Source organism: Nocardiopsis sp. NPDC006139, from assembly GCF_040614155.1.
Lineage (GTDB): Bacteria > Actinomycetota > Actinomycetes > Streptosporangiales > Streptosporangiaceae > Nocardiopsis > Nocardiopsis changdeensis.
The window spans coordinates 139,305-165,901 of sequence record NZ_JBEXTT010000012.1 but is presented as its reverse complement, the minus strand read 5'-3'; the positions used below and the strand labels follow the sequence as shown (position 1 = coordinate 165,901).

Below are 26,597 nucleotides of genomic sequence, written 5' to 3'. Positions count from 1 at the left end.
GGCGGCTCCCCGGCCCCGCGTCCACCGGACGCGGGGCCGCCCTCGTTCCCGCGCCGCCGCGGCCGCCCCGCCTTCCGCCCCGGGCCCGCCGCGGGGGGCGGTAAAGCCTTTGTCCGGGCGCGGAGCGGCTGAGTACGGTTCCGGTATGGGTATCGAGATCAGGGATTTCCGGGACGGCGACCGCGAAGCGGTGCTGGAGCTGTCGCTGCGGGCCTGGGAGCCGGTGCACGCGTCGCTGCGGCGGGTGCTGGGCGGGCGCATCTACGACCGGATGATCCCGGATTGGCGGGAGAGCCAGCGGACGGAGGTCGGCGGCGCGCTCGACGACGCGGACACCACCGTGCGGGTGGCCGTCCGGGACGGCGCGGTCGCCGGGTTCTACGCCGTGGTGATCCGGCCCAAGGACGACACCGGCGAGGTCACTCTGCTGGCCGTGCACCCCGGCCACCAGCGGGCCGGGGTGGGGGAGGCGCTCACCCGGCACGCGGTGGACTGGATCCGCGGCCAGGGCATGGGCATGGCCGTCGTCGAGACCGGCGGGGACGAGGGGCACGCCCCGGCCCGGCGCACCTACGAGAAGGCGGGCCTGACCGAGCTGCCGGTCTCCCGCTACTTCCAGGCCCTGTGACGGCTGCGGCCGGGCCGGGTGCCGCGCGCCCGACACCCGGCCCCCGGCGGCGGCCGGGGGGCGCGCGGACACGGGCCGTAACCTGGAGTCCCACCGGGGGCGGTCCCCGGGGAGCTCCGGATGAGGCGGCGATGTCGGCGACGCGGTTGTTGGTGCTGGGTGTGGTGCGCATCTCGGGGCGCGCCCACGGGTATCGGGTCGGCCGCGAGCTGATGGACTGGGGCGCCTCGGAGTGGGCCAACGTCAAGTGGGGGTCCATCTACCACGCGCTGCGCAAGCTCACCGCGGAGGGCAGGCTGCGGGAGGTGGAGGCCGAGGGCGACGATGTGGTGGAGCGCGTCTCCTACGAGATCACCGGGGAGGGCGAGGCCGAGTTCCACCGGCTGCTGCGCAAGGCGCTCTCCCACGCCGGCGACGACCACGCGCTGCTGTGCGCCGGGGTCACCCTGATGACGGCGCTGCCGCGGGCCGAGGTGGTCGAACTGCTCCGGAGCCGGATCGCCGACCTGGAGAAGAGCAGCGCCCAGGCGCTGGAGATCGCCCGGCTGAGCACCGAGGAGTGGGACAAGCCCGAGCACGTGCGCCCGCTCTTCACCCTGTGGGAGCTGACCGTGGGGGCGGCCGTCGAGTGGACCCGAAGGCTCATCCGCGAACTGGAGGAGGGGCGCTACACCATGGCCGACGACGGACCGCAGGCCTTCGGCCTGCCGCCCGCGGGGGCCCCGCGCGGGTAGGCGCGCGGAGCGGAGCCGGTGCCCGCACGCCCTCGTATTAAAACTTGAATATGAAGCGGAGGTGGGGCAGACTCTCCATATTCAACTTTGAATAAGGAGTCGCGGATGATCCGTACCCGGGATCTCACCAAGCACTTCCGCGTCGGCAGGGAGACCGTCGAGGCGGTCCGGGGCATCGACATCGACGTCGCCGCAGGCGAACTCGTCGCCCTGCTCGGTCCCAACGGCGCGGGCAAGTCCACCACCCTGCGCATGCTCACCACCCTGCTCGAACCCACCTCCGGCACCGCCGTGGTCGCCGGGCGCGACGTGCGCGCCGAGCCGGCCGAGGTGCGGCGCCGCATCGGGTTCGTCGGCCAGGGCCACGGCGCGGGCGAGGACCAGCGCGCCGGGGAGGAGCTCTACACCCAGGGCCTGCTCTACGGGCTGGACCGGGCGACGGCCGGGGCGCGCACCGCCGAGCTGCTCGACATGCTCGAACTGTCGGGGGCCGCGGACCGGGAGGTCACCAAGCTGTCCGGCGGGCAGCGGCGCCGCCTCGACATCGCGATGGGGCTCATCCACCGGCCGCCGCTGCTGTTCCTCGACGAGCCGTCCACCGGCCTGGACCCGCACAGCCGCGCCAACCTGTGGGACCACATCGCCCGCCTGCGGGCGGAGTTCGGCACCACCATCGTCCTGACCACCCACTACCTCGACGAGGCCGACGAGGCGGCCGAGCGGGTCCTGGTCATCGACCACGGGCGGGTCATCGCCGACGGCACCGCCGACGAGCTCAAGGGCGGGGTCTCCGGCGACCTCGTCACCTTCACCGTCGCCGACGCGGAGGCCGCGGCCGCCGGCGCCGCGATCGCGGAGAAGCTGCCCACCGCCCGGGAGGTCGAGGTCGTCCCCGGGCGCGAGGCCGGGGTGCGGCTGCGGATCGAGCGCGGCGACGCCGTCCTGCCCGAGCTGCTGCGCTCCCTGGACGGCTCCGGGATCGCCCTGACCACCGTGCGGGTGCAGCGCCCCACCCTCGACGACGTCTTCCTGACCCTCACCGGCCGCAGCCTGCGGGAGGAGAACCCGTGACCACCGAGACCACGACAGCCGACACCGCCGCCGACACGTACGGCACCGCCGCCGCGCGGCCCTCGTCCCTGGCCAGGGACACCTGGCTGATGTTCGTCCGCCAGTTCCGCCCGCTGCTACACCGGCCGGCCTTCCTGCTGTTCGGCATGCTCCAGCCGGTCCTGTACCTGGTGCTGTTCGCGCCGCTGCTCACCGGGCTGGCCGGGGCCCAGGGGGAGAACCCCTGGCAGTGGTTCGTGCCGGGGCTGCTGGTCATGCTCGCCCTGTTCACCGCGGGCTTCGCCGGGTTCGGGCTGCTGCCGGAGATCTCCTCGGGGGCGCACGAGCGCCTGATGGCGACCCCGGCCTCCCGGGTGGCCCTGCTGCTGGGGCGGGTGCTGCGCGACGTGGCCGTCATGGCGCTGCAGATGGCGCTCATCGTCGTCCTGGTCGTGCCGTTCGGGTTCCGCGTCCCGGTGGCCGGCTTCGCCGCCGGCCTGCTGCTGCTCATCGTGCTGGGCGTCGGCCTGTCGTCGCTGTCGTACCTGGTCGCCCTCAAGGTCCGGCAGACCTACGTGTTCGCGCCCATCGTGCAGACCGCCGTGATGCCGCTGATGCTGCTGTCGGGCGTGCTGCTGCCGATGGACCTGGCGCCGGACTGGCTGTACGCGCTGTCCCGGGCCAACCCCGTCGCCTACGTGGTGGACGCGGAGCGGGCGCTGTTCGCGGGCGAGTGGAACGCGGCCGTGGGCATCGGCTGGGCGGTGGCCCTGGCGACCACCCTGCTGGTCCTGGGACTGGGGTCGCGGGCGATGCGCCGGATCTCCGCCTGACCCCCGCCCGCGCTCGGCCGGTCTCGTCCGCCGCGAGCGGAAAAACCCGTCACATGGGGGGTTTGCGCAGGTGAACGCGTGTCGAAGAGGTGGTGGAATCGTGACCGCATCGTTTGCACTCTCCCATGCCGAGTGCTAAAAAGGGATCTGGTTAGCACTCGCCCCGGCTGAGTGCTAAACCGGATCGAGGCTGCGAGACCGCGGCCGCCGGCAACAGGGTCGCCGGCGGATCCGCGGTCGTCCGTCGCGGGCGCACGCCTCGTCCCACCGCGTATCAGCCCGGTCACGGGAGGACAAGAACTCAATGGCAGCCAAACTGATCGCGTTCGACGAGGAGGCCCGTCGCGGCCTCGAGCGCGGCATGAACCAGCTTGCGGACGCCGTCAAGGTGACGCTCGGCCCCAAGGGCCGCAACGTCGTCCTGGAGAAGAAGTGGGGCGCCCCCACCATCACCAACGATGGTGTCTCCATCGCCAAGGAGATCGAGCTCGAGGACCCGTGGGAGAAGATCGGGGCCGAGCTGGTCAAGGAGGTCGCCAAGAAGACCGACGACGTCGCGGGTGACGGCACCACCACCGCCACCGTCCTGGCCCAGGCGCTCGTGCGCGAGGGCCTGCGCAACGTCGCCGCCGGCGCCAACCCGATCAGCCTCAAGCGGGGCATCGAGGCCGCCGTCTCCCGCATCAGCGAGGAGCTGGGCAACCTCTCCAAGGAGATCGAGACCAAGGAGCAGATCGCCTCCACCGCCTCCATCTCCGCCGGCGACACCCAGATCGGCGAGACCATCGCCGAGGCGATGGACAAGGTCGGCAAGGAAGGCGTCATCACCGTCGAGGAGGGGCAGACCTTCGGGCTCGAGCTGGAGCTCGCCGAGGGCATGCGCTTCGACAAGGGCTACATCTCGCCCTACTTCGCCACCGACCTGGAGCGCATGGAGACGGTCCTGGAGGACCCGTACATCCTCATCGCGAACCAGAAGATCTCCAACAACAACGAGTTCCTCCCCATCGTGGAGAAGGTGCTCCAGGCCGGCCGTCCGCTGGTCGTCATCGCGGAGGACGTCGAGCAGGGCGCGCTGCAGACCCTGGTCGTCAACAAGATCCGCGGCACCTTCAAGTCCGTCGCCGTCAAGGCCCCGGGCTTCGGTGACCGCCGCAAGGCCCAGCTCGGCGACATCGCCGTGCTGACCGGCGGCCAGGTCATCACCGAGGAGGTCGGCCTCAAGCTGGAGAACACCGAGCTCGACATGCTCGGCCGCGCCCGCAAGATCGTCGTCACCAAGGACGAGACCACCATCGTCGACGGTGCCGGCGACGCCACCGCCATCGCCGGTCGCGTCAACGAGATCCGCAACGAGATCGAGCGCACCGACTCCGACTACGACCGCGAGAAGCTCCAGGAGCGCCTCGCCCGCCTGGCCGGCGGCGTCGCGGTCATCAAGGCCGGTGCCGCCACCGAGGTGGAGCTCAAGGAGCGCAAGCACCGCATCGAGGACGCCGTCCGCAACGCCAAGGCCGCGGTCGAGGAGGGCATCCTCCCCGGCGGTGGTGTGGCGCTGCTGCAGGCCAGCGTCCCGGCGTTCGAGAAGCTGGAGCTGGAGGGCGACGAGGCCATCGGTGCCGACATCGTCCGCCGCGCCATCGCCGAGCCGCTGAAGCAGATCGCCGTGAACGCCGGCCTCGAGGGCGGCGTCGTGGCGGACAAGGTCCGCAACCTGGAGCCCGGGTTCGGCCTCAACGCCGCCACCGGTGAGTACACCGACCTGTTCAAGGACGGCGTCATCGACCCGACCAAGGTCACCCGTTCCGCTCTGCAGAACGCGGCCTCCATCGCCGGTCTGTTCCTGACCACCGAGGCCGTCATCGCCGAGAAGCCGGAGAAGGCGGCCCCCGCGGCCGACCCGACCGGTGGCATGGGCGGCATGGACTTCTAGTCCCCAGGAGTTCGGGGTCGGGATACGCGACCTCAACCCGCGACGACCGGGCGGCCCCCTCGGGGCCGCCCGGTTCCGCTTTCCGGGCACCCGTTCCCGAACAGCCGGTCCCGAGGGCGTCAGTCCCAGGAGATGAGCGAGAGGTCGACCGCCGCGCGCACCGCCGCGGTGCGGGTCTCCACGCCGAGCTTGGCGTAGATGCGCTGCAGGTGGGTCTTGACCGTCGCCTCGGTGACGAACAGGGTCCGGGCGATCTCCCGGTTGCCCGCCCCCTTCGCCAGCAGGCGGAGGATCTCCAGCTCGCGCGGGGTCACCGCGGGCCGCGGGTCGCGCACCCGCCGCACCAGCCGGGCCGCCACGTGCGGCGACAGCACCGTCTCCCCGCGGGCCGCCGCCCGCACCGCCTCGAAGAGCCGCTCCGGCGGGCTGTCCTTGAGCAGGTACCCGGAGGCGCCCGCGTCCAGCGCCCGCATGATGTCCCCGTCGTTCTCGTAGGTGGTGAGCACCAGCACCCGCGGAGGGGCGGGCAGCGCCAGCACCCGCTCGGTCACGGCCACGCCGTCCAGGCCGCCCTCCAGGCGCAGGTCCATCAGCACCACGTCGGGCGAGCGCAGCCCGATCAGGCGCACCGCGTCGGTCCCGTCGGCGGCCTCGCCGACGATCTCGATGTCCTCCTCGCCCTCGAACAGGGCGGACAGCCCCGCCCGCACGATCGGGTGGTCGTCCACCAGGAACAGTTTCACGCGTCCTCCCGTACGGGGATCGAGACCGACAGCCCGGTGCCCTCGCCGGGCGCGCTCTCCACGGTCACCTCGCCGCCCAGCCCGGCCACCCGGGCGCGCACCGCCTCCAGGCCGAACCCGCGCCCGCCGCCCGGCCCCGGAGCGCCGGGGTCGAACCCGCGCCCGTCGTCGCGCACGTCCAGGGTGACCCGGTCGCCGATCCGGGCCAGGGACACCGCCGCCCGGTCCGCCCCCGAATGCTCGCGCACGTTGGCCAGAGCCCCCTGGGCGACCCGCAGCAGCGCGGCCTCCACCTCGCCCGGCAGGCCGTCCAGCTCGCCGTCGCAGGTCAGGGCGGCCTCGATCCCGGTCTCCTCGGACAGCGACCGGCACAGGTCCGCCAGCGCCCGGCGCAGCGTGCCCCGGCTCAGCGGGGCGGGCGCGCCGCCCTGCACGAAGGCCCGCGCCTCCGCCAGGTTCTCGTGCACCCCCTCGGCGGCCCGGCGCACCAGGTTGCGGGACCGCTCCGGGTCCGACTCCCACGACAGGTCGGCGGCGCGCAGCAGCATCCCGGTGCTGGACAGGCCCTGGGCCACGGTGTCGTGGATCTCCCGCGCCAGCCGCTCCCGCTCCTCCAGCACCCCGGTGCGGCGGTGGGACTCGGCCAGCGCGTCCCGGGTGCGCAGCAGGTCGGCGATGACCCGCTTGCGGCGGTCGCCCTCCCGGCGCAGCTCCACCACGGTGCCGACCACCATCGCCGCCAGCGCGGGCGGCACCACGAACGCCATCGGGTCGCCGAACCCGGTCAGCACGCCCCAGGCCGCCGCGGTGGCGGCGGTCAGCACCGCGGCGACCGCGACCACCGCCGCCACCGGCAGCAGCCGCAGCGCGACGAACAGCAGGGGGATTCCGGCGAACCCGAACGACGGGGCGGCCCACACCAGCGCGACCCAGCACACGATCACCCCGGCCAGCCAGCCGAAGAGCACCGGCCGGGGAGCCCGGTTCCACAGCAGCACGCCCGCGGAGTACAGCAGGCCGACCACGGCGGCCAGCTCCAGGGCGGCCACGGTCCCCTCGTCGAGTTCGTGCCGGATGAGCAGCCGCACGGCGGACGCGGCCAGCAGTACCAGGAAGCCGACGTGCATCACCGCGTTGAGCAGCGGTCCGCCCAGGCCGTCGTCGCGCGTTCGTGTCCCCATATCCCTCCCATGGTGCCCCCGCGCGCCCCGGCCGCCGTCATCCGATCGGATGACACGGCGCGTCGTCCCTTCGCATCCGCCGGTTCGTCCGGGAGCCCGACGCCGGGACGGGCCTTCCCGGCGAGAGTGGAGGACGTCGGAACGGACATCCACGAACGGAGTCGCACCATGAAGCGCAACCACCTCATCTCCACCATCGCCGGCGCCGGGCTGGGCCTGGCCGTGGTCGGCGGCGTCGCCGCCACCACCCTGCTGCCCGCCGACACCCCGGGCGGGCCGAGCACCGCCGCCGCGGCGGTCGCCCCGCAGGCCGTCGCCCAGCGCGACGTCCTGAGCGCCGACGCCCTGGTCGCCGCCGCAGAGGCGGGCCTGGCCGAGGCCCGGGACCAGGGCCAGCAGGTCACCATCGCGATCGTCGACCGCTCGGGCGCCACCCGCCTGGTCCTCAAGACCGACAACGCCGGCCCGCAGACCCAGGAGTCGGCGGAGCAGAAGGCCTACACCTCCGCGGCCATGGGGCAGCCCACCGGCGCCCTGGCCGAGAACGCCACCGGGGACGGGCCCACCATCGCGGACCTGCCGGGCACCCTCTTCCTCGCGGGCGGCGTCCCGGTCCTGTCGGGCGAGACCCCGATCGCGGGCATCGGCGTGGGCGGCGCGCCCTCCGGCGACATCGACGAGGAGATCGCCCAGGCCGCCCTGGAGGCCCTGGAGAACTTCGAGGAGTAGCCCTCCCCGCACCGGACCGGCCGGGCGCCCACAGGGAGCGGCCCGGCCGCCGCCGTTCCCGGGACCCGGGCCGGGTCAGGAGTCGCCGTGCCAGGCGTGCCAGAGGGCGGAGTAGGAGCCCCCGGCGGCGAGCAGTTCGTCGTGGGAGCCCAGCTCGGAGATGCGGCCGTCCTCGACCACCGCGACGCGGTCGGCGTCGTGGGCGGTGTGGAGGCGGTGGGCGATCGCGACCACCGTGCGCCCCGCGAGCACGCCCGCCAGGGAACGCTCCAGGTGGCGGGCCGAGCCCGGGTCCATCAGCGAGGTCGCCTCGTCCAGCACCAGCACCTCCGGGTCGGCGAGCACCACACGGGCCAGGGCCAGCTGCTGCACGTGGGCCGGGTCCAGGGCCAGGTGCCCCGAGCCGACCCTGGTGTCCAGGCCGTCGGGCAGGGAGCGCACCCAGTCGTCGGCGTCCACCGCGGCCAGCGCCCGCCACAGGGCGTCGTGGTCGACCTCGTCGCGGTCCAGGGCCAGCGCCAGGTTCTCGGCGACGGTCCCGCGGAACACGTGGCTCTCCTGGCTGAGCAGGATCGCCTTCTCCCGGCGGTCCTGCGGGGCGAGCCCCGTCAGGTCCTCGCCGCCCACCCGGACGGCACCGGAGGCGGGCGTGTGGATGCCCGCGATGAGCTTGCCCAGCGTGGACTTGCCCGCCCCGCTGGGGCCCACCACGGCCAGCCGCTCGCCCGGGGCCAGGGACAGGTCGACCCCGTGCAGGACCTCGGTGCCGGTGTAGCCGAAGCGCAGCCCGGAGATCTCCACGGCGCCCGGCGTCCCCGGGGCGTCGGACGGGGTCCTGTCGGCGGAGTCCTCGACCAGCTCCACGCCGATCAGGCGGCGCAGGCTCGTGAACCCCATCATCAGGCTGTCCACCTGGTCGATGAGCAGGTCCACCGGCCGCACCACCTGCACGGTCAGGAACACCGCCGTGGCGATCTGCCCGACCGTCAGCTCCCCCTGGGCGTGCAGGTACGCCGCGGTCAGGAACGTCACCGCGGTCGGCAGCAGGTAGGAGAACTCCAGGGTCGGGTACCACACGGTGCGCAGCCACAGCGTGTACCGCTCGGCCAGGTAGGCGCGACCGATCCGCTCGTCGGTGCGCCGCCGCTGGCGGTCCTGGCGGCCCAGCGCCTCCAGGGTGTGCGCCCCCTCGACGGTGTCGGTCACCCCCTGGGTGAGCTCGGAGTAGGTGTCCAGCTCGCGCAGGTAGCCGCCCGGAGCGCGGCGGGCGTACCAGCGGGTGGACAGCCAGACGATCACCGCCGACGGAAGCCACGCGAGCAGCAGCACGGGGTGCAGCACGGTGAGCGCGCCGAAGATGACCACCACCGTCACCCCGCTCACCACCATCACCGGGATCGAGTGGCGCACCGTGTGGCTGAGGTGGCCGACGTCGCGGCCGGTGCGCGCCATCAGGTCGCCGCTGCCCGCGCGCTCCACGGTGCCCAGCGGCAGGCGCAGCACGGCCCGCACGAAGCCCTCGCGCAGCTCGGCCAGGACCGCCTCGCCGAACCGGATGGACAGCGCCACCGATACCAGGGTGAGCACGGCGTGGCAGACCAGGGCGCCGACCACGATGACCGCCATCGTGTCGATCCGCTCCGGGGCCGCCGACGCGCGCACCGCGTCGATGATCCGGCCCAGCATCCACGGCGGGGCCAGCGCCGCCAGCGCCGCCAGCCCGTACAGGCCGACCACCGCTGCCAGGACGCCGCCGTGGCTTCGCAGCAGGCCGGACAGCCGGTTCCACACCATCGGGGACGGGGCGACCGGCAGCAGGCCCCGGCGTTCGTCGGTCGGGATCACGGCTGTTCCTCCAGCACGGTGCGCAGAACGGTGGCGGCGTAACCGGGCTCGGACGCCAGAAGGTCGTGGTGGGAGCCCTCGGCGACCACCCGGCCGTCGCGGACGAACCGTACGTGGTCGGTGCGGTCCAGCAGCAGCGGGCTGGTGGTGACCAGCACCGTGGTGCGGCCCGAGCGCTCGGCCGCCAGCCGGGCGCCGATGGCGGCCTCGGAGTGGGCGTCCACGGCGGAGGCGGGCTCCACCAGCACCAGGACGTCGGGGTCGTGGGCCAGCGCCCGGGCCAGCCGCAGCCGCTGCTGCTGGCCGCCGGAGTACTCGCGGCCGCGCTCGGTGAGCAGCGCGTCCCATCCGTCCGGGGACTGGCGGACCACGTCCTCGGCGGCGGCGACCCGCACCACCTCGGCCAGCCGCTCCTCGGACAGGCCGCCGTCGGGCGAAAGCTCGTCGCGCAGCGGCCCGGAGAACAGGTGGGCGTCGTTGGCCGCGACCAGGACGCGGCGGCGCACCTCGCGCAGCGGCAGGTCGGACAGCGGGACCGAGCGGCCGGTGGCCTCCTCCACCAGGTGCCCGCCCTCGGCGTAGCGGCCCAGCCGGGCGGAGATCGCGGTGGCGTCCGCGGTGTCCGCGCACACCACGGCGGTGAGCAGCCCGGCCGGGACGCGTACCCCGCTGACCGGGTCGTGCAGTCCGCAGGGGCCGGTCGGCGCCTCGGCGGGCGACTCCGGGTCGGGGTGGTCGTGGGCCAGGGACAGCACCCGGGCCACCCGACCGGCGGCGACCCGCGCGGAGATGTACAGGGTCACGCTCTGCATCAGGTGGCGGACGGCCACCGCCAGGTTGGTGGTGAACCCGTAGAACGCCACCAGCTGTCCGACGGTGATCTCCCCGTTCAGGGCCAGGCGCGCGCCGTACCAGACGATCCCGACCAGCAGCAGTCCCGGGTACAGCTCGCGCAGGGCCTGGAGGGCGGCGTCCATCCAGCCCACCCGCACCCCGGCGGCCCGCACCTCCTGGGACTCCTCCCGGTAGCGCTCGCCGACGGTGCGCTCGCCGCCCACACCGCGCAGCACGCGCAGCCCCGCGACCAGGTCGGAGGCCCGGGTGGTGAGCTCCGCCTTGCGGGTGCGCTGGTGTTCCTGGCGCCGGGCCAGGGGGCGCAGCACCGGGGCGATGCCGAGCATGATGAGCGGGACCGCGACCAGCACGATGAGCCCGAAGGTCAGGTGGGAGGTGAGCATGAGGACGGCCACGACCACCATGGACACGAGGGAGGCGACGAGCATCGCCGACCGCTCCCAGAAGTCGCCGATCTGCTCGATGTCCTCGGTGCCCACCGCGATGACCTCGCCGGAGGGCAGCCGCCGCGTCAGGGTGGGGCCCAGGTCGGCCGCCCGCGAGCAGATGACCTGCACGGTGCGGTAGGCGGAGGCGTACCAGTTGAAGCATTCGGCCCGGTGCCCCAGCGGGATGAACACGGTGCAGGCGACGATGACGGCGGCCAGGACCCCGGCCCAGTACAGCACCGACCGGGTGTCCAGCCCGGAGTCCAGTGCCGCGCCGATGACGGCGGACAGCAGGACGGAACCGGCGCTGTACGCGCTCGCGAGGACCCCCGCCCACAGCAGTGGCCGCCACTCCTTCCACGCCATCCACAGGAGGAAGCGGTCGGCGGAGCGGTGGTCGGGATCGCCCGGAGGCTGGGGAAGGTCGCGCACACACGGACTGTAATCACGAGCCCGGCGCCGGGGCCACTCATTTTTCGGCGGCGAACGCGCTGCTCAGCGCACCGCCCCGGCGGCGTGCAGCCGCTCGATCAGGCGCTGGGTCGCGGGTGCGCAGCGGCCCCGGTCGGCGTGGCCGACCCAGGCGATCTCGGAGACCTCGGCGCTGGGGCGCGGCTCGCCCTCGTGGTCGGCGGCGTAGCAGGCCATCCGCACACGGGTGCCGGGCGCCTGGTCGTGGGCGACCTCGTCGACGACGGTGACGAGGCGGAAGGTGCCGGGGACGAGGGTGACGCCGACCTCCTCGCGGGCCTCGCGGGCCACGGCCTGCTCGTCGGTCTCCCCGGGCTCGCGCTTGCCGCCGGGGGAGTAGAGGACGTCGCGCCCGCGGGAGCGGACGCACAGGACCCGGCCGTCGCGGACGTGGACCCAGGCCAGGGCGTCGATGACGGCGGGCGGTGTGGTGGAGGCGGACATGGGTCCCAGGGTAGGCGGACCGGGGAGCCGGCGACGCGGCGCGGGCCGGAACGGGGCGGGGACCAGGGCCGCGGGCCGCCGGGCGGGCGGGCGCCGGGGCGGGCCGAGGTAACCATTGGGAAACGCCGCCGTTGCACCCCTGTGCGGGCGCGGTGGCCCCGGGTTACGTTACGTCCGGACTGGGAGCGCTCCCAGGTGGTGGGGACCATCCGAAGAACGAGCCGTCCGAGGAACACACATGTCCCGCACAACCCGCTTGCGCGCGGCGCTGGGCGCCGCGGCCGGATCCGTCGCGGTCCTGGCCGCCGCGGTCGCGTTCGCCGCGGCCGGAACCGTCGCCCCGGCCGCCGCCGACACCGGCTTCTACGTCAACCCCGACACCTCCGCCGCCCGCTGGGCGGCCGACAACCCCTCCGACCCCCGGGCCGCCGTCATCGAGGAGCGCATCGCCTCGGTCGCCCAGGGGACCTGGTTCACCCGGCACAACCCCGCGACCGTCCGCGGCGAGGTGGACGCGCTGGTCGGCGCCGCCGACGCGGTGGGCCAGGTGCCCATCATGGTCGTCTACAACATCCCGGGCCGCGACTGCGGCAACCACAGCGGAGGCGGGGCGCCCTCGCACGAGGCGTACCGCCAGTGGGTGGACGAGGTCGCCGCCGGGCTCGGCGGCCGTCCCGCCTACATCATCCTCGAACCCGACGCCCTGCCCCTGGTGAGCGGGTGCAGCGAGCCGGAGGACACGCAGGCGCTGCTGGACTCCATGGCCTACGCCGGCAGGGCGCTCAAGGCCGGGTCCTCCCAGGCCCGGGTCTACTTCGACATCGGCCACTCGGACTGGCTCACCCCGTCCCGGGCCGCCGAGCTGCTCAACGGGGCCGACGTCGCCGGCAGCGCGGACGGGATCTCCACCAACACCTCCAACTACCGGCGCACCGAGGACGAGGCCGCCTTCGCCAGGTCCGTCATCGCCGCCACCGGGGTGCCGGGGCTGGGCGCCGTGATCGACACCAGCCGCAACGGCAACGGCCCCGCCCCCGACGACGAGTGGTGCGACCCGCCGGGGCGCGCACTGGGCACCCCGAGCACCACGGACACCGGCGACCCGGCCATCGACGCGTTCCTGTGGGTCAAGCTCCCCGGCGAGGCCGACGGCTGCGCCGGGCCCGCCGGGTCGTTCGTCCCCGACCTCGCCTACGAGATGGCCCTCAACGCCGGAGAGCCCTCGGAGGAGCCCACCGAGGGGCCGACCGAGGTGCCCTCGGGCGAGCCCTCCGAGCCGCCCGCCGACGGCGACTGCACCGCGGCCTACCGCGTCGACAACGACTGGGGCAGCGGGTTCCAGGCGACCGTCACCGTCACCGCGCACGTGCCGGTGGACGGCTGGCGGGTCGAGTGGGAGTTCGCCGACGGCCAGACCGTCACCCAGGCGTGGAACGCCCGGGTGACCTCCTCCGGGGGCGCGGTCACCGCGCTGAACCCGGAGTGGGGAGGCGCCCTCGGGCAGGGCGCCACCGCCGAGTTCGGGTTCACCGGATCCCGCACGGGCGCCAACACGGTGCCCGAGGTGACCTGCTCGGCGACCTGATCCCGCGGTCCGGGCGGACACCCCCCGCCGCCCGGCCCGCGGCCCCCTGAGGACACGGATCCCGAGGACACGGGTCCGTGAGGTTCCCGGGACCCGTGCGTCCCCTGAGGCGCACGGGTCTCCCGGGGCCGCACGGCGTCCGGTACCGGCCGCCGAAACCGCCCACCGGCTCCGCGGGGACGCACTACGATCACCCTGTGTCAGCGGTAGCGGGGCCGCCACGGGCCCCGGAAGGGTGACGACATGGCGACGGACACGACCCCGGCCCCCGGGGCGCTCGAACCCGGGGCGGCGGCCCCGGCCGCGGAGCCCCGCACGGCCTCCACGGCCTCTCCCCTCCTCGCGGAGAGCCCCACGGGAGGCGTCCCCCCGCAGACCGCGGACCTGCGGCTGGCCCGGGAACGCGCCTACAACCTGTTCAGCGCCGCCATCGGCGCCTGCACGGCCCGGGGCCTGCGCGACCGGGCCGCCGACCTGCTGGCGCGGGAGGCCCGGCTGCCCTTCCTCTCCCCGGACGAGCTCGAACGCACCGCCGACGAGCTCGCCCGGACCCTGGCCGGGCTGCGCGCCGACCCGGTCCCGGACACCGGCGACGAGGTGCGCCCGCTCTCCGGGGCCGACGCCGCCGACCTCTTCGACCTGGGGCTGCGCGACCGCCTCACCGGGAAGGCCCGCGAGCACCCGCGGCTGCTGCTGTTCGGCGGCCAGCCGGGATCGGGCAAGTCCACCCTCCAGCGGCTGCTGCTGCCGGTGCTGCCCGAGGGCACCGTGAGCTACGACGGCGACGACCTGATGCGGCTGTCCCCGGACTACGAGAGGGCGATGCGCCGCGACGACCGGGCGGCCTCGCACACGGTCGCCGCGCAGGTCGGGGTGCTGCACGCCCCCGCCATGGAGCACATCCGCTCCGGGCGGGCGGACGTGCTGTGCAGCCACCCGCTGGGGCGCGCCGACTGGGCGGCCGAATGGGTGCGGGGCTTCCGCGGGGCGGGCTACCGGGTGGAGGTCGCGTTCCTGGCCGTCCACGCCTCCGCCAGCGGGTTCGCGCTCGCGGACCGCTACCGCCGCTCCCGCGAACAGCAGGGGTTCGGCCGCTGGCTGCCCGAGCACCTGCACGACCGCTTCTACCAGGGCGTGCCCAACACGGTCGAGTTCCTGGAGACCCACCGGCTCGTGGACTCCCTCTACGTCCTCTCCCGCGAGGGAGAGGTCCTCTACGCCAACCACCTGGACGCCGGCGGCGACTGGCGCGCGGAGCCCTTCGGGCGGATCGCCCTGGAGGCGCAGCGCGGCCGCCGCGAGCTCTGGCACGAGGAGGACCCGGTGCCTCAGGGAGCCCCGTAGAGCCCGGCGAGCTCCGCGGCCAGCTCCGCGAGCCGCCGCCGGGCCGCCTCCGGGGCCAGGACCTCCACCCGGGCGCCCAGCCCGGCCAGCTGCGCCGCCACCACCTCGGGCGAGGGGCCGTCGGCCTCGAACCGCGTCCACCCGTCGCCGTCGCGCTCCCCCAGGCGCAGCCGGCCGCCGAGGAGCCGGTCCAGCAGGGCGGCCGTCCCCGGCGCGGCCCGGCCCCGGACGGTCGCCGCCGCCATGCGCTCCTCCATCGGCCCGGCCAGCCCGCGCCAGGCGGCGGCGAGGTCGAACCCGGCGGGGGGCTCGAAGGCCTCCCCGGTCCGCTCGACCGAGGTGACGCGGGAGACCCGGAAGGTGCGCAGCCCCCCGTCGGTGTCCGCCACGAGGTAGCGGGCGCCCGCCTTGGACACCAGCCCCAGCGGGTCCACCGCGCGCACGCGCGCCGCCCCGCCCGGGGAGGCGTACCCCAGCCGCAGCCGGGCCCGGTCCAGCACCGCCCGCTCCAGGTCGGCCAGGTGCGGACCGCCCTCCGCGGTGCGCGCCCAGTCCGTGCCGTCGTCCAGGCCCACCCGGGACGCGGCCTCGGCGTCCGTCCGCAGCGTCGAGGGCAGCGCCCGGACCAGTTTGCGCAGTGCCGTACGCATCCGTGGTGTGTCCGACACCGGCCCCAGCAGCACGAACAGGGAGCGGATCTCCTCGGCGGTCAGCCCGGTCAGGTTCGTCCGGGCCCCGCCGACCAGCGTCCAGCCGCCGCCCCGGCCCTGACGCGAGTACACGGGGACGCCGGCGGCCATGAGCGCCTCCAGGTCACGGCGCGCGGTGCGCTCGGACACCTCCAGTTCGGCGGCCACCTCGGCGGAGGTCACCCGCCCGCGCTCCTGGAGGAACAGAAGGGTCGCCACCAGGCGATCGGCTCTCATGTCTTCGATTCTCCTCCGGAAACCGGTCAGGAGGTGACCGGTTAGGCGACCACGATGGTCTTCGACCGCGGCGGCGCACTTGCGCCGGAGCCTCCGGCCGGCCGCCGCGGAACAGGGGGGACACATCATGATCGTTGTGACGGGAGCCACCGGGAATGTCGGCCGTCCGCTGGTCCGGGCGCTGGTCCGTGAGGGCGAGCAGGTGACGGCGGTGGCCCGCCGCCTCCCCGGCGCCGACCGGGTGGCGGGCGCGCGGTACCTGTCGGCCGACCTGGCCGACCCGGAGGGGCTGGCCCCGGCCCTGGAGGGCGCTCACGCGCTGTACCTGCTGGTCTCGGGGGCCGGGGAGGGCCTCGACCCCGACCGGATCCTCAAGGCGGCGGCCGGGGCGGGGGTCGGCCGGGTGGTCCTCCAGTCCTCCCAGGCCGCCCGGACCCGGCCGGACTCGCCCTCACACGACCACCTCAGGGTGTTCGAGGAGGCGCTGCGGGGCTCGGGCCTGGAATGGACGGTCCTGCGGCCGGGCGGGTTCGCCTCCAACGCCTTCGCCTGGGCGGGCCCGGTCCGCGAACGCCGCGAGGTCCGCTCCCCGTTCGGGGACGTGGGGCTGCCGGTCGTCGACCCGGTGGACATCGCCGAGGTGGCGGCCCGGGTGCTGCGGGACGGCGCCCACTCCGGGCGGGCCCTGGAGCTGACCGGCCCGGCGGCGGTGACCCCGCGCGAGCGGGCCGCGGCCATCGCGGACGCCATCGGCGCACCGGTGCGCTTCGTGGAGCAGACCCGGGAGGAGGCCCGGGCGGCGCTGCTGGAGTTCATGCCCGAGGTGGTCGCCGACGGCACGCTCGCCATCCTGGGCGAGCCCTCGCGGGACGAGCGGAGGGTGAGCCCCGACGTGGAGCGGGTGCTCGGCCGCGCGCCGCGCGCCTTCGCCGAGTGGGCGCGGGACAACGCCGCCGCGTTCGGGGGCCCGGCGGGGGATTGACCGGTTCCGGTCCCGCCCGGACCGGGCGGGACCGGGACGTACGCCCTAAAGTGCCCGCATGGACTTCTTCTCCGCGAACCCCCTGCTGGTGAGGCAGCCGAAACGCTTCCTCGTCGACGAGTCCGAGTACCACTGCTTCGACGGGCACGGCCGGCAGCTGGCGCACGTCCGGGAGGAGGGCCTGGACACCGGCAGGCGGATCGCCCGCCACCTGGCCGCGTCCTACGGGGTCTCCTCCAACCGCCGGGTCGTCGTCCACGACGGCCGCGGCCCGCGCCTGGTCATCGAGAAGCAGTGGTCGTGGATGACCGCCACGACCACCGTGCAGTGGCCGGACGGGCGGCCGGTCGGCAGCATCGAGCAGGACGTGGCCTTCTTCAAGGCCAAGTTCGGCCTGCTGGACCCGTGGAAGCGGCCGCTGGGGTCGATCGAGGGGGACTTCTTCGCCCGCGACTTCCGGATCAACGACACCGGCGGCCACGAGGTGGCCCGGGTGGACCGGCGCGTCCCCGACCTGGGCGAGCTGTTCACCTCGGCCGACTCCTACGCCCTGCACCACCGCTACCCGGCGCTGCCCGAACCGCTGCGCACCATGGTGGTCGCCTCGGGCATCGCCATCGACCTGGTGCTGCTGGAGGGGCGCTGACCGCGGGGCCGGGCCCCCGCCCTCACAGCCTCTCCATCGCCGCCCGGTCCTCCTCGCCGAACTCCTCCTCCAGGCGTTCGGGGGAGGCGTCCAGGTCGATCCGCGCCACGGGCACTCCGCGGGCGGACTCGATGGCGCCCAGGCGGCGCAGCGCCCGGTCGGAGGCGTAGCGCACCAGCTCGCCCGGGGGCAGCTCGTACCTCGCGCTCTCGGGGGTGGCCTCCGATGCGCTCTCGCCCCGCTCGACGGTGGACATCACGTGCGGCAGCAGCTCCTCCAGGCGCTCGCTCACCACCGCCCAGTTGGAGTCGTCGGCGGCCACGTGCCGGCGGCAGGTGAACGTCCCCCACGCCATGTGGCGGCGCTCGTCGTCGCCGATCCGGCGCACGATCTCCCGCATCCCGGGGAAGATGTCGCGCACGGTGCAGATGTGGTTCCAGGCGTAGTACCCGGTGAGCGCCAGGGAGCCCTCGACGATGTGGTTGTAGGTGACCGAGGCGCGCACCTGGTTGCGCGGGCTCGGGTCGTCCAGCAGCGCCTCCAGGGAGGAGGGCAGCTCCTCGTAGAACAGCGCCCGGTAGCCCGGGTTCTCCTCCACGTACCCGTGCAGGTCGTCGTACACGCCGACGGCGTCCAGCCACAGCCGGAACGCCTGGACGTGCTTGGCCTCCTCGAACGCGAACTGGGTCAGGTACATCTCGTCGCCCAGCCGCCCCTCGGCGGCCATCGCGCGCAGGAACGGCTGGAGGTCCTCGGTGACGGCCTCCTCGCCCGCGGCGAAGAACGCGCACAGCCGCAGGATGCGCTTCTGGGCGGCCTCGCCGATGGTCTTCCAGTCCTCGGCGTCCCTGCTCAGGTCGATGGAGGCGGGGTCCCAGAACCTGGCGTTGCCCTTGACGAACAGCTTCAGGGGCAGCGAGTCCCAGTTCAGGCCGCCGTTGCTCAGGGAGTGGAAGCCGGTGCGGTCGGACACGGGTGGACCTCCGAGGGGGTGCCGGGGGGCTCTCCCGCCCATGATTGGACACGAAGCGGGTTCGTGTAAAGAGGGGTGGTGGTCCAGATCACGAAAATCGCGCACCCCGGATACGGTCGGCATGGACCGGTCTGGGGTCTCCGCCGAAACGGTACGGTCGGGGTGTCCCGTCCGCACTGAACGATCCGATCGGGGTACGACGTGTTCTGTGGTGATCCCGGCACCTCCGGCTACACCGCCTGTGCCGCCCAGACCCAGCTCTTCTCGCTGGCCTCCGCGATCCCCGCACTGCTCGGCCTGGCCCTGCTGGTCGCCGCCTTCGCCGCCCCGGGGGTGCGCGACGACCGCGCGCTGCGCACCCGGACCCTGACCTACTCCCTCATCGCCTGGGCCATCGCCGCCGGGACCTACGTCATCGGCGGCCTGCCCTCCTTCTAGGGAGGGTTCGGCGGACGCCCCCGTGCGGTCCGGCGCCCGCGCCGAAGGACGCGAACGGCCTCCGGCGGATCCCTCTCAGGACGGCGGGCGCGGGGCGGAATGGCCCGCCGGATGAGCCCTCGCCGGGCGGACCCCCGCTCCGGCCCGCCCTCGGAGGACGGCCCGGGACCCCGCCGGCGCCGCGCGAACCCCCGCGGCGCGGGGGAGCACCCGGGAACGGGCCCCGGACCCGGGCCGCCCCGCCCCCTCAGACCTCGCCGCCGGCCAGGATGTCGGCGGCGTCGGTGATCCGGTAGGCGTACCCCTGCTCGGCCAGGAACCGCTGCCGGTGCGCGGCGTAGTCCTGGTCCAGGGTGTCGCGCGCGATCACCGCGTAGAACCGCGCCGACCGGCCGTCGGACTTGGGCCGCAGCACCCGGCCCAGCCGCTGCGCCTCCTCCTGCCGGGACCCGAACGACCCCGACACCTGGATCGCCACACCCGCCTCGGGCAGGTCGATCGAGAAGTTGGCGACCTTGGACACCACCAGGGTCCGCAGCTCCCCGGACCGGAACGCGGCGAACAGCCGCTCCCGCTCCGCGGTGCGGGTCTCGCCCTTGATCACCGGGGCGCCCAGCGCCTCGCCCAGTTCGTCCAGCTGGTCGATGTAGGAGCCGATCACGAGCACCTGCCCGTCGGCGTGCCGCTCCACCAGCTCCCGCACCACCGCCGTCTTGGCCTCGGAGGACGCGCAGAACCGGTAGCGGTCCTCCGGCTCGGCCGTCGCGTACGCCAACCGCTCGGACTCCGACAGGTCCACCCGCACCTCGACGCAGTCCGCCGGGGCGATCCAGCCCTGGTTCTCCATGTCCTTCCACGGGGCGTCGTACCGCTTGGGCCCGATGAGGGAGAACACGTCGCCCTCGCGGCCGTCCTCGCGCACCAGCGTCGCGGTCAGCCCCAGCCGCCGCCGGGCCTGGAGGTCCGCGGTCATCCGGAAGATCGGCGCGGGCAGCAGGTGCACCTCGTCGTAGACCACCAGGCCCCAGTCGCGGGCGTCGAACAGCTCCAGGTGCGTGTACACGCCCTTCCGCTTGGCCGCCATGACCTGGTAGGTCGCGATGGTGACCGGCCGGATCTCCTTGCGGGTGCCCGAGTACTCGCCGATCTCGTCGTCGGTGAGCGTGGTCCGCCGCAGCAGCTCGGCCTTCCACTGGTGCACCGACACGGTGTTGGTGACCAGGATGAGCGTGGTCGCGCCGGTCATCGCCATCGCGGCGGCGCCCACCACGGTCTTGCCCGCCCCGCAGGGCAGGACCACCACGCCCGAACCGCCCGCGTGGAAGCCCTCGGCGGCGGCGCGCTGGTAGTCGCGCAGCTCCCAGCCGTCCTGGACCAGGTCGATCCTGTGCGCCTCGCCGTCGACGTACCCGGCCGCGTCCTCGGCGGGCCAGCCGATCTTGAGCAGAGCCTGCTTGAGGTTGCCGCGCTCGCTGGGGTGCACCGCCACGGAGTCGTCGCCGAGCCGTTCGCCCAGCATGCCCTTGAGCCGCTTGGAGCGGACCACCTCCTCCAGCACCGGCCGGTCGGAGGAGCGCAGGACCAGCCCGTGCGCCGGGTCGCCCTCCAGCCGCAGCCGCCCGTAGCGGTCCATGGTCTCGGCGATGTCCACCAGCAGCGAGTGCGGCACGGGGAACTTCGAGAAGCGGATCAGGGCGTCCACGACCTGCTCGGCGTCGTGCCCCGCGGCGCGCGCGTTCCACAGCGCCAGCGGGGTGATCCGGTAGGTGTGCACGTGCTCGGGGGCGCGCTCCAGCTCCGCGAAGGGGGCGATGGTGCGGCGGCACTCGTCTGCGGACTCGTGGTCGACCTCGAGCAGGAGGGTCTTGTCGGACTGGACGATCAGGCAGGACACACGGAACCTTCCGTCGGGAGGCGGGCGTCGGGAGGGGGCGGCCCCAGGTGCAACACCCCGGGGGCCCCGATCATGCCCGGGTCAGGCCGACGAGGCGATGGCGAACACCACCAGGGCGATGTAGCCCACGATGATGACGCCGAGGATTCCGAAGTTGATCCACACCGAGAGCCAGGCGTTCTTCGTCAGCCGCTCCCCGCGCTCGGGGTCGTACTTCTCGCCGAGGGCCAGGGCGCCGAACACGATGCCGGGGATCGCGGTGACGCCGCAGCACAGGACCAGCTGGACGCACGACAGGATCAGCGCCGTGATGGCCCGGCCCTCGTGCTCGGGCCTGGGCGGCGGGGGCGTGTAGCCGTAGCCGGGCGTAGGGCCGTAGGGGCCGCCGCCGTAGTGGCCGGAGGGCCGGCCGTAGGGGTCGTGTCCGGGGGCCGAGTAGCCCCCGGTCGCGTCCTTGTAGGGGTCGTACGGGTTGTCGCTCATGGGGATCCTTCGAGGGGGAGGGGGCCGTGGTGGCGGGACCGGCTCAGTAGCCGAGGGTCAGGGCCATCACGAAAACGAACAGGACGACGATGATCACGGGCACGCCCAGCAGGCCGTAGGCCAGGTTGCAGGCCCAGGTGTACCGCAGGTACCGCTCGACCTCGGGCGCGTCGGGGACCTTGGTCAGCGCCACGATGGCGAGCGCGATCCCCGGGATGTTGGCGCCCAGGAGCAGGAACCACAGGCCCAGGTAGGCGCCCAGCAGCGGCGGGGCCAGTGACAGGACCGCCACCACCAGGGCGGCGACCGTGCCGCCCACCCGGGCGGGCGGGCCCGTCGGGGCCGGGGCGGCGGCAGGGTGGGCGGGGGGAGGGGCGTACGCGGCGGGCGCGGCCGGGGCGGCGGCGCGCACGGGGGCGGCCGGGCGCAGGGCCCCGCCCTGCTCCCGCTCCCAGAAATCCCTGGGACCCCCGGATCTCCCCGGCATGCGCTCCCCCTCCCGCGGGCCCTCGGCCCTCCCGACCACAGGTGTACCCGCCCGTACCCGGTGGGACGCGGGGGACCCGGCGGAGGTTCCCCGCCCCGCGGTCACGGTGCGGTCCCGGCGCGCGGCCGGGTCAGTAGTTGGTCACCGGCACGATGCCCTGGATCCAGGACCCGCTCTGCGTGAACACCACGAAGGTCAGCACCAGCATGACGAACAGCATCACCCCGGCCGCCCCCAGGCAGTACCAGGAGTACCGGGTGAGCATCTCGGCCCGGCCGGGCAGCCCGCGGTCGCGGGCGTGGGCGGCCCGGATCGCGAACACGATGCCCGCGACGCCGAAGATCCAGTTGCCGCAGCACAGCAGCGTGAACGCGTGCAGGATCAGCGCCATCGTGGAGCTGTTAGCCGCGCCGGAGGCGGACGGGCCGGACGCGCCCCCCTCCCCGCGCGCCGGGGCGGCGTCCGCCGCCCGGCCGCGCCCGCCGTCGCGCCCGTCGTCGCGGCCGTGCTCACGGGGGGACGAGGCTCCGGGGGGCAGGGACGCATTGCTCATGGGGGTGTCTCTCGCTTGTCCGAGGGCCGACTGGCAACCGCGTCCCAGCCTACGGCGTGCCGCCCCGATCGTCCTCCTCCAGCTCGGCCACGGCGGTGATCCGGTGGACCGCGAAACGCTGCACCGCGCCCCGGGTCTCGTCGTGGGCGGTGACGAACCCGCCGTCGACCGAAGAGGGGCCGATGATCCGGCCGCCCTGGCGGCCGTCGGTGTCGGTGTAGCCGATCCACAGGCGCCGCCCGGCCGCGGCGGCCCCGGACAGCGCCTCCAGCACCGCCGCCGCCCGGGAGCCGGGCGGGCCGTCCTCGGGCAGGGGGACCGCGCGGCGGGCCGCGGTGGCGGCCTGGTCGCCGGCCCGCACCGCCCGCACGATGTCGCGCAGCCGCTCGACGTCGGGGGCGGCGGACGGCGGGTCGGGCGGGACCTCCACGGGTTCGGCGCGGCGCGCCTCGGGGCGGGAGAGCCGCATGGCCCCGTCCCCGCCCTCGGCGACGGGGTGGTGGCCGAGCCTGCGCAGCCCGTCCACCAGCGCCGCCCGGCCCACCCCGGCGGCCACCACGGTCGGCGCCAGCCGCACCAGTCCCAGCGCCTCGGTGCGCCGGTCGCCCATCACCTCGTCCAGCAGGGCGGGCTCGTCGCAGCGCAGGTAGGAGGAGGCCGTGCCGGCGCGCAGCCGCCCGTGCCGCCGCCCCACGTCGGACACCAGGTACCGCAGCGCCTGCGGCAGCGGGGTGCGCGAATGGCGTTCCAGCAGGGTGAGGATGTCGGCGATGCCGCGTCCGGCGTCCAGTCCGCGCCGCACCGAGTCCTCGGTGAACCGGTACACGGTGGCGCCGCCGGTGGACTCCACGTCCGCGACCAGCGCCAGCTCCCGGGCCAGCTCGGCGACCAGCGGGCCGGGGGCGACGGCGGTGAGGTCGCCCTGCACCAGGACGTGGTCCAGGGGCCGGGGCAGGTACCCGGCCAGCAGTCCGGCGGCCGCCTCGGGGTCGCCCTCCAGCAGCGGGCGGACGTACCCGGCCAGAGCGCCCCGGCCGGTGAACCCCAGCGCGGCGGCCTCCGTCCCGGCGGTCTCCACCAGTTCGGTGTACACGGGCGAGCGGCGGCGCGGCCGCCGCCAGGAGAGGCGCGCCGACAGCGACCCCGCCGCCGGGGAGAACCCGGGCTCGGCGGTGGCCAGCTCGGCGAGCAGGTCGCGGCGGGCCTGCGGGGCCGCGGGGCGGGCCAGCCCGGGGCCGAGCACGTTGCGCACCCGCCCGCCGGAGTCCCGGGAGCCGCTCAGCGCGGGCACCCGGTCGGTGTCCAGCCACGCCTGCGCCAGGCGCAGCCAGCGGCGCTCGGGCGGGCTCTCCCGCCACAGGTCGTACTCGCGGGTGGGCAGCCACTCGCCCTCCACGCGGTCGTCGGCGCCCAGCAGCCCGGCGGCGTGGGCGACCTCGACGAGCAGCGCGGCGGTGGTGTCGTCGGTGTCCATGGTGCGCGCGGCCCGGCGCAGGTCCCGCACGCCCAGGCCGCCGTTGCGCAGCACCGCGGCCGGCTCGCCGGACCAGGACTCCAGCAGCTCCTCGACGGCGCGCAGCACCGTGAACGCCTGCCCTGCGGCGAACCGGGTCACCCCCTCGGGGTCGTGGGACGTGCCCGCGAACTCCGGGGGAGCGGCCGCGACCTCGCGGAACAGCGTCCCCGAGCGCAGGTGCACCCCCACCTCCCGGGGCAGCGTGAGCGTGTCGTCGCCGCTGGGCAGCAGCAGGGCGCGGGCCAGCAGCTCCTCCACCGGCGACCCGGCGTCGGCCAGCCCGACGTCGCGGCGGGCGTCGGCGACGGTGCCGTGCGGCGGACCCCAGGTCATCCCGTCCAGCAGGCGGCGGGCCTGTTCGCCGACCTGGGACAGCAGGGCGCCGAGCCCGGCGGGGTCGGACAGCAGGCGGGCCAGCGCCTCGACCGGCGCGGACGCGGGGGAGTCGGGGGCCAGGTCCCCGGCCAGCCGCTTGAGGCGGCCGTGCGGCAGCGCGGCCAGCAGCACCCGGGCGGGCGGCCCCAGCCGCGCCGGGGCCGGCAGCAGGTCGCGCAGCACCTGGACGGGGCGCAGGCGGTCCCGGTCGGGCCAGACCAGCGCCGAGCGCAGCAGGCCGTCCAGGGCGGCCGCGACGGCCTCCCGGACCTCCCCGTCGTCACCGGCGGGCGCCAGCGCTGCGGTGAGCCCGGCGGCGGTGACGCCCACGGGCTCGGACATCCGGTCGTCGCCCAGGGCGACGACGGCCTCCAGGACCTGGAGGGTGAAGGAGTCCAGCCCCTCCAGGGCCCGCAGGACGGTGTTGCGGGTGGTGGCCCGGGCGGCCAGCGAGCCGATGCCGTCGGGGACGGGGCGGCCCAGGTCGGGCCGGGCGGACAGCAGGGCGGCGAGCTCCTCGTCGGAACGCTCGCGCAGCCAGGAGGTGAAGGTCGGGGGGCGGACCGGCCCGGCGGTCCCCGTGTCCGGTCCGTGCAGGTCGGGAGGTGCGTTCTCGGTCATCACCGTCAACGCTAGGCGATACCTGTGACGAGGTGGGAGACCCGGGGAACGAGAGAAGCGTCCCGGTTCCGCGGGCCGGTCCGGGAGCGGCCACGGGCACGGCCCGGGGAACCCCGGCCACGGACTCCTCCCGCGCCCCCGGTAGCGCGCCCGTTTCCGCGTGACAGGCCGTATACGGTCCGAATCAGACGACCGAAATAGGAAAGGGGGCTTAAAAGGCAGGTCATCCTCCGTCACTATGGAGGGCATGACCCAGCGCTCGGAACAATTGGTACTCGACTATCTGTCCGAGGTCGGCTTGGTCCTGCACGGTCGGCTGACCGCCAGGGAAAGGACCGCCTACCTCACCTCCGTGCGCGCCCGGATCGACGCGCTCCGGGCCGCGGCCCCCGACGACGGCGTGGACGCCGTCCGCGACATCCTGCTGGGCCTGGGGACCCCCGGGGACCTGGTGGAACGGGATCTCGCCGGCCGCGACCTCGACATCGAGGACGAGGAGCTCATCCCGCCCAGGCCCCGGCACGCCGACCGGCCGCCGCCGCCCTGGCGGGGCGGCCCCAGCCGCGGGATCATGGGCCTGCTGGAGGGGCCCGGCCGCACCGAGATGCGGCTGGAGAGCGGCGGCCGCCGGGGCGGGGCCGGCCGCGAGGCCGGCGCGCTGCGCGGGCTGGTGCTGTGCCTGCGCCACCACTCCGCCGAGATGGCCGCCCTGGCCCTGCTGCTGGCCACCGTGCCCTGGGGCTGGGGGCTGTCCTTCCTGTGGGTGCTCGGTGTCGCGTTCGTCGTGCTCAGCCGGGTGTGGAGCGCGAAGGACAAGTGGATCGCGGTGCTGGTGCCGCTGCTGGGCTGCCTGGCGGGCATGGCGCTGTGGAGCGGAGAGGCCGACTTCGTGGACCAGTACGTCCAGCACTCCCTGGCCGACTACGGCGTGATCGGGCTGGGCCTGGCCTCCCTCGTGTCGGTCGCCTACCTCTACCCCCGGGCCGCCCGGTCGGCGCGGGCGGCCGAACGGCAGCGCGCCTCCGCGGGGCCCGCCGGTCATCGGTAGGCAAAAGCAGGGGAATAACCTTTTCCGGTCGGCCCGTTACCGCGCGTTCCGGCATGTGATCTCGGGTACCCAAGGGTGTACACCGCCGTTCTCGCTTCGGCGGCGGCCATGTCGGTGGGTCGGCCCGGCGTCCAGCCCGGTCTCCACACCACGTTCCCGGCGGCCCGGCATCTCCGCCGAGTCCCGTCCCGTACTCCGCACCCGCGGGGAGGGGCCGCCGGAACACACGAGGCCCGGATGAGCCGCATCCGGGCCTCGTTCCGTGCGCCGGGGGCGGTTTTTTCCCTCGCCTTCCGTCACCACCGGGCATTAGCCTGGCATTCAGGCTGACGGCAACGAGTGAAAGCATGAGGTCCTACGTGCCCACCGGCAAGGTCAAGTGGTACGACGGCGGCAAGGGTTTCGGTTTTCTCACACGCGACGACGGTGGAGAGGTCTTCGTCCATTCCACCGCACTGCCCCCCGGCACCGAAGCGCTGCGCCCCGGCCAGCGGGTCGAGTTCGGGGTGGCCGAAGGACGCAAGGGCGCCCAGGCGCTCCAGGTCAAGCTGCTGGACGCCCAGCACTCGGTGGTCAAGGCCCGGCGCAAGAAGCCCGAGGAGATGGTGGTCATCACCGAGGACCTCATCAAGCTGCTCGAAGGACTCTCCAACGGGTACCGGCGCGACCGCCACCCCGACCGCCGCGAGGCCGCCCGTGTCGCGGCCGTGCTGCGGGTCGTCGCCGACGACCTGGAGGCCTGATCCCCCGGTGCGCGAGCGGCCCCGGCCCCCCGGCCGGGGCCGCTCCGCGTTCCCAAGGGCCGACCAAGAGGGTGTATCGGACGAACCTTGACCCGCGTTGTGGTCAAAT

General features: G+C 74.6%; 25 protein-coding genes. 13 read left to right on the top strand and 12 right to left on the bottom strand.

The annotated features are described in order from the left end of the window. Positions 1-145: 145 nt before the first annotated feature. From ABZ249_RS18020 to groL, 5 genes are all read left to right on the top strand, one after another. Positions 146-628 carry a GNAT family N-acetyltransferase gene (locus ABZ249_RS18020; protein ID WP_355263900.1) on the top strand — a complete coding sequence of 161 codons (483 nt, stop codon included), beginning with the start codon at positions 146-148 and terminating at the stop codon, positions 626-628. Positions 629-759: 131 nt separating this feature from the next. Beyond that, entirely contained in the window at positions 760-1,362 is a 603-nt protein-coding gene (locus ABZ249_RS18015) for a PadR family transcriptional regulator (protein WP_355263897.1), read from the top strand. A 105-nt stretch (positions 1,363-1,467) separates the two neighbouring features. Further along, positions 1,468-2,433 carry an ATP-binding cassette domain-containing protein gene (locus ABZ249_RS18010; RefSeq protein ID WP_355263894.1) on the top strand — a complete coding sequence of 322 codons (966 nt, stop codon included), beginning with the start codon at positions 1,468-1,470 and terminating at the stop codon, positions 2,431-2,433. An 89-nt stretch (positions 2,434-2,522) separates the two neighbouring features. Continuing rightward, positions 2,523-3,245, top strand: a complete 723-nt coding sequence (locus ABZ249_RS18005) for an ABC transporter permease (protein ID WP_220565498.1) — start codon at positions 2,523-2,525, stop codon at positions 3,243-3,245. Positions 3,246-3,549: 304 nt separating this feature from the next. Beyond that, a complete protein-coding gene (gene groL / locus ABZ249_RS18000) occupies positions 3,550-5,178 on the top strand; it encodes a chaperonin GroEL (RefSeq protein ID WP_220564689.1) in 1,629 nt (542 codons plus the stop codon). 119 nt (positions 5,179-5,297) lie between these two features. On the opposite strand, the gene ABZ249_RS17995 is transcribed toward groL, so the two are convergent. Next, entirely contained in the window at positions 5,298-5,921 is a 624-nt protein-coding gene (locus tag ABZ249_RS17995) for a response regulator transcription factor (protein ID WP_355263891.1), read from the bottom strand. Beyond that, on the bottom strand, positions 5,918-7,102 hold the full coding sequence (locus ABZ249_RS17990; RefSeq protein ID WP_355263888.1) for a sensor histidine kinase: 1,185 nt from the start codon (positions 7,100-7,102) through the stop codon (positions 5,918-5,920). Before ABZ249_RS17990 ends, ABZ249_RS17995 begins: the two co-directional genes overlap by 4 nt. Positions 7,103-7,270: 168 nt before the next feature. Here ABZ249_RS17990 and ABZ249_RS17985 point away from each other — a divergent pair, with 168 nt between their 5' ends. Further along, complete coding sequence (locus ABZ249_RS17985) at positions 7,271-7,831, top strand: heme-binding protein (protein ID WP_355263885.1); 561 nt, start codon at positions 7,271-7,273, stop codon at positions 7,829-7,831. 75 nt (positions 7,832-7,906) lie between these two features. Here ABZ249_RS17985 and ABZ249_RS17980 read toward each other — a convergent pair whose 3' ends face one another. From ABZ249_RS17980 to ABZ249_RS17970, 3 genes are all read right to left on the bottom strand, one after another. Next, positions 7,907-9,625, bottom strand: coding sequence for an ABC transporter ATP-binding protein (locus tag ABZ249_RS17980; RefSeq protein ID WP_355264105.1), 1,719 nt, complete (start codon positions 9,623-9,625; stop codon positions 7,907-7,909). A 47-nt stretch (positions 9,626-9,672) separates the two neighbouring features. Further along, entirely contained in the window at positions 9,673-11,391 is a 1,719-nt protein-coding gene (locus ABZ249_RS17975) for an ABC transporter ATP-binding protein (protein ID WP_355263882.1), read from the bottom strand. A 63-nt stretch (positions 11,392-11,454) separates the two neighbouring features. Further along, the gene (locus tag ABZ249_RS17970) at positions 11,455-11,874 is read right to left on the bottom strand and encodes an NUDIX domain-containing protein (protein ID WP_355263879.1); all 420 of its coding nucleotides are present in this window, start codon (positions 11,872-11,874) and stop codon (positions 11,455-11,457) included. 238 nt (positions 11,875-12,112) lie between these two features. Here ABZ249_RS17970 and ABZ249_RS17965 point away from each other — a divergent pair, with 238 nt between their 5' ends. Both ABZ249_RS17965 and ABZ249_RS17960 read left to right on the top strand, forming a co-directional pair. Beyond that, the gene (locus ABZ249_RS17965) at positions 12,113-13,459 is read left to right on the top strand and encodes a glycoside hydrolase family 6 protein (protein ID WP_355263876.1); all 1,347 of its coding nucleotides are present in this window, start codon (positions 12,113-12,115) and stop codon (positions 13,457-13,459) included. Positions 13,460-13,702: 243 nt separating this feature from the next. Next, positions 13,703-14,803, top strand: coding sequence for a zeta toxin family protein (locus ABZ249_RS17960; RefSeq protein ID WP_355263873.1), 1,101 nt, complete (start codon positions 13,703-13,705; stop codon positions 14,801-14,803). On the opposite strand, the gene ABZ249_RS17955 is transcribed toward ABZ249_RS17960, so the two are convergent. Continuing rightward, positions 14,788-15,729, bottom strand: coding sequence for a WYL domain-containing protein (locus ABZ249_RS17955; protein WP_355263870.1), 942 nt, complete (start codon positions 15,727-15,729; stop codon positions 14,788-14,790). The genes ABZ249_RS17960 and ABZ249_RS17955 overlap by 16 nt on opposite strands. Positions 15,730-15,856: 127 nt before the next feature. On the opposite strand from ABZ249_RS17955, the gene ABZ249_RS17950 reads away from it, so the two are divergent. Both ABZ249_RS17950 and ABZ249_RS17945 read left to right on the top strand, forming a co-directional pair. After that, positions 15,857-16,711: an NAD(P)H-binding protein gene (locus ABZ249_RS17950; protein ID WP_355263867.1), complete on the top strand. Its 855-nt coding sequence runs from the start codon at positions 15,857-15,859 to the stop codon at positions 16,709-16,711. A 58-nt stretch (positions 16,712-16,769) separates the two neighbouring features. Further along, positions 16,770-17,357: a phospholipid scramblase-related protein gene (locus ABZ249_RS17945; RefSeq protein ID WP_355263864.1), complete on the top strand. Its 588-nt coding sequence runs from the start codon at positions 16,770-16,772 to the stop codon at positions 17,355-17,357. A 22-nt stretch (positions 17,358-17,379) separates the two neighbouring features. Here the strand turns inward: ABZ249_RS17945 and ABZ249_RS17940 are convergent, their stop codons facing one another. Then, entirely contained in the window at positions 17,380-18,330 is a 951-nt protein-coding gene (locus ABZ249_RS17940; protein WP_355263861.1) for a R2-like ligand-binding oxidase, read from the bottom strand. A 201-nt stretch (positions 18,331-18,531) separates the two neighbouring features. Between ABZ249_RS17940 and ABZ249_RS17935 the strand changes: the two genes are divergently transcribed. After that, positions 18,532-18,768, top strand: a complete 237-nt coding sequence (locus ABZ249_RS17935; protein WP_220564700.1) for a hypothetical protein — start codon at positions 18,532-18,534, stop codon at positions 18,766-18,768. Between the two features lie 247 nt (positions 18,769-19,015). Here ABZ249_RS17935 and ABZ249_RS17930 read toward each other — a convergent pair whose 3' ends face one another. The 5 genes from ABZ249_RS17930 to ABZ249_RS17910 form a co-directional block, all read right to left on the bottom strand. Then, a complete protein-coding gene (locus ABZ249_RS17930; RefSeq protein ID WP_355263857.1) occupies positions 19,016-20,662 on the bottom strand; it encodes a DNA repair helicase XPB in 1,647 nt (548 codons plus the stop codon). Between the two features lie 81 nt (positions 20,663-20,743). Beyond that, positions 20,744-21,145, bottom strand: a complete 402-nt coding sequence (locus tag ABZ249_RS17925) for a DUF4190 domain-containing protein (protein ID WP_355263854.1) — start codon at positions 21,143-21,145, stop codon at positions 20,744-20,746. A gap of 43 nt (positions 21,146-21,188) precedes the next feature. Next, entirely contained in the window at positions 21,189-21,632 is a 444-nt protein-coding gene (locus tag ABZ249_RS17920) for a hypothetical protein (RefSeq protein WP_355263851.1), read from the bottom strand. A 130-nt stretch (positions 21,633-21,762) separates the two neighbouring features. Further along, a complete protein-coding gene (locus ABZ249_RS17915) occupies positions 21,763-22,185 on the bottom strand; it encodes a hypothetical protein (RefSeq protein WP_355263848.1) in 423 nt (140 codons plus the stop codon). A 49-nt stretch (positions 22,186-22,234) separates the two neighbouring features. Then, positions 22,235-24,697, bottom strand: coding sequence for a helicase-associated domain-containing protein (locus tag ABZ249_RS17910; protein ID WP_355263845.1), 2,463 nt, complete (start codon positions 24,695-24,697; stop codon positions 22,235-22,237). A 247-nt stretch (positions 24,698-24,944) separates the two neighbouring features. On the opposite strand from ABZ249_RS17910, the gene ABZ249_RS17905 reads away from it, so the two are divergent. Together ABZ249_RS17905 and ABZ249_RS17900 are read left to right on the top strand one after the other, a co-directional pair. Continuing rightward, positions 24,945-25,745 carry a hypothetical protein gene (locus ABZ249_RS17905; RefSeq protein ID WP_355263842.1) on the top strand — a complete coding sequence of 267 codons (801 nt, stop codon included), beginning with the start codon at positions 24,945-24,947 and terminating at the stop codon, positions 25,743-25,745. A gap of 359 nt (positions 25,746-26,104) precedes the next feature. Next, positions 26,105-26,488: a cold-shock protein gene (locus ABZ249_RS17900; RefSeq protein ID WP_220565502.1), complete on the top strand. Its 384-nt coding sequence runs from the start codon at positions 26,105-26,107 to the stop codon at positions 26,486-26,488. Positions 26,489-26,597: the final 109 nt, after the last annotated feature.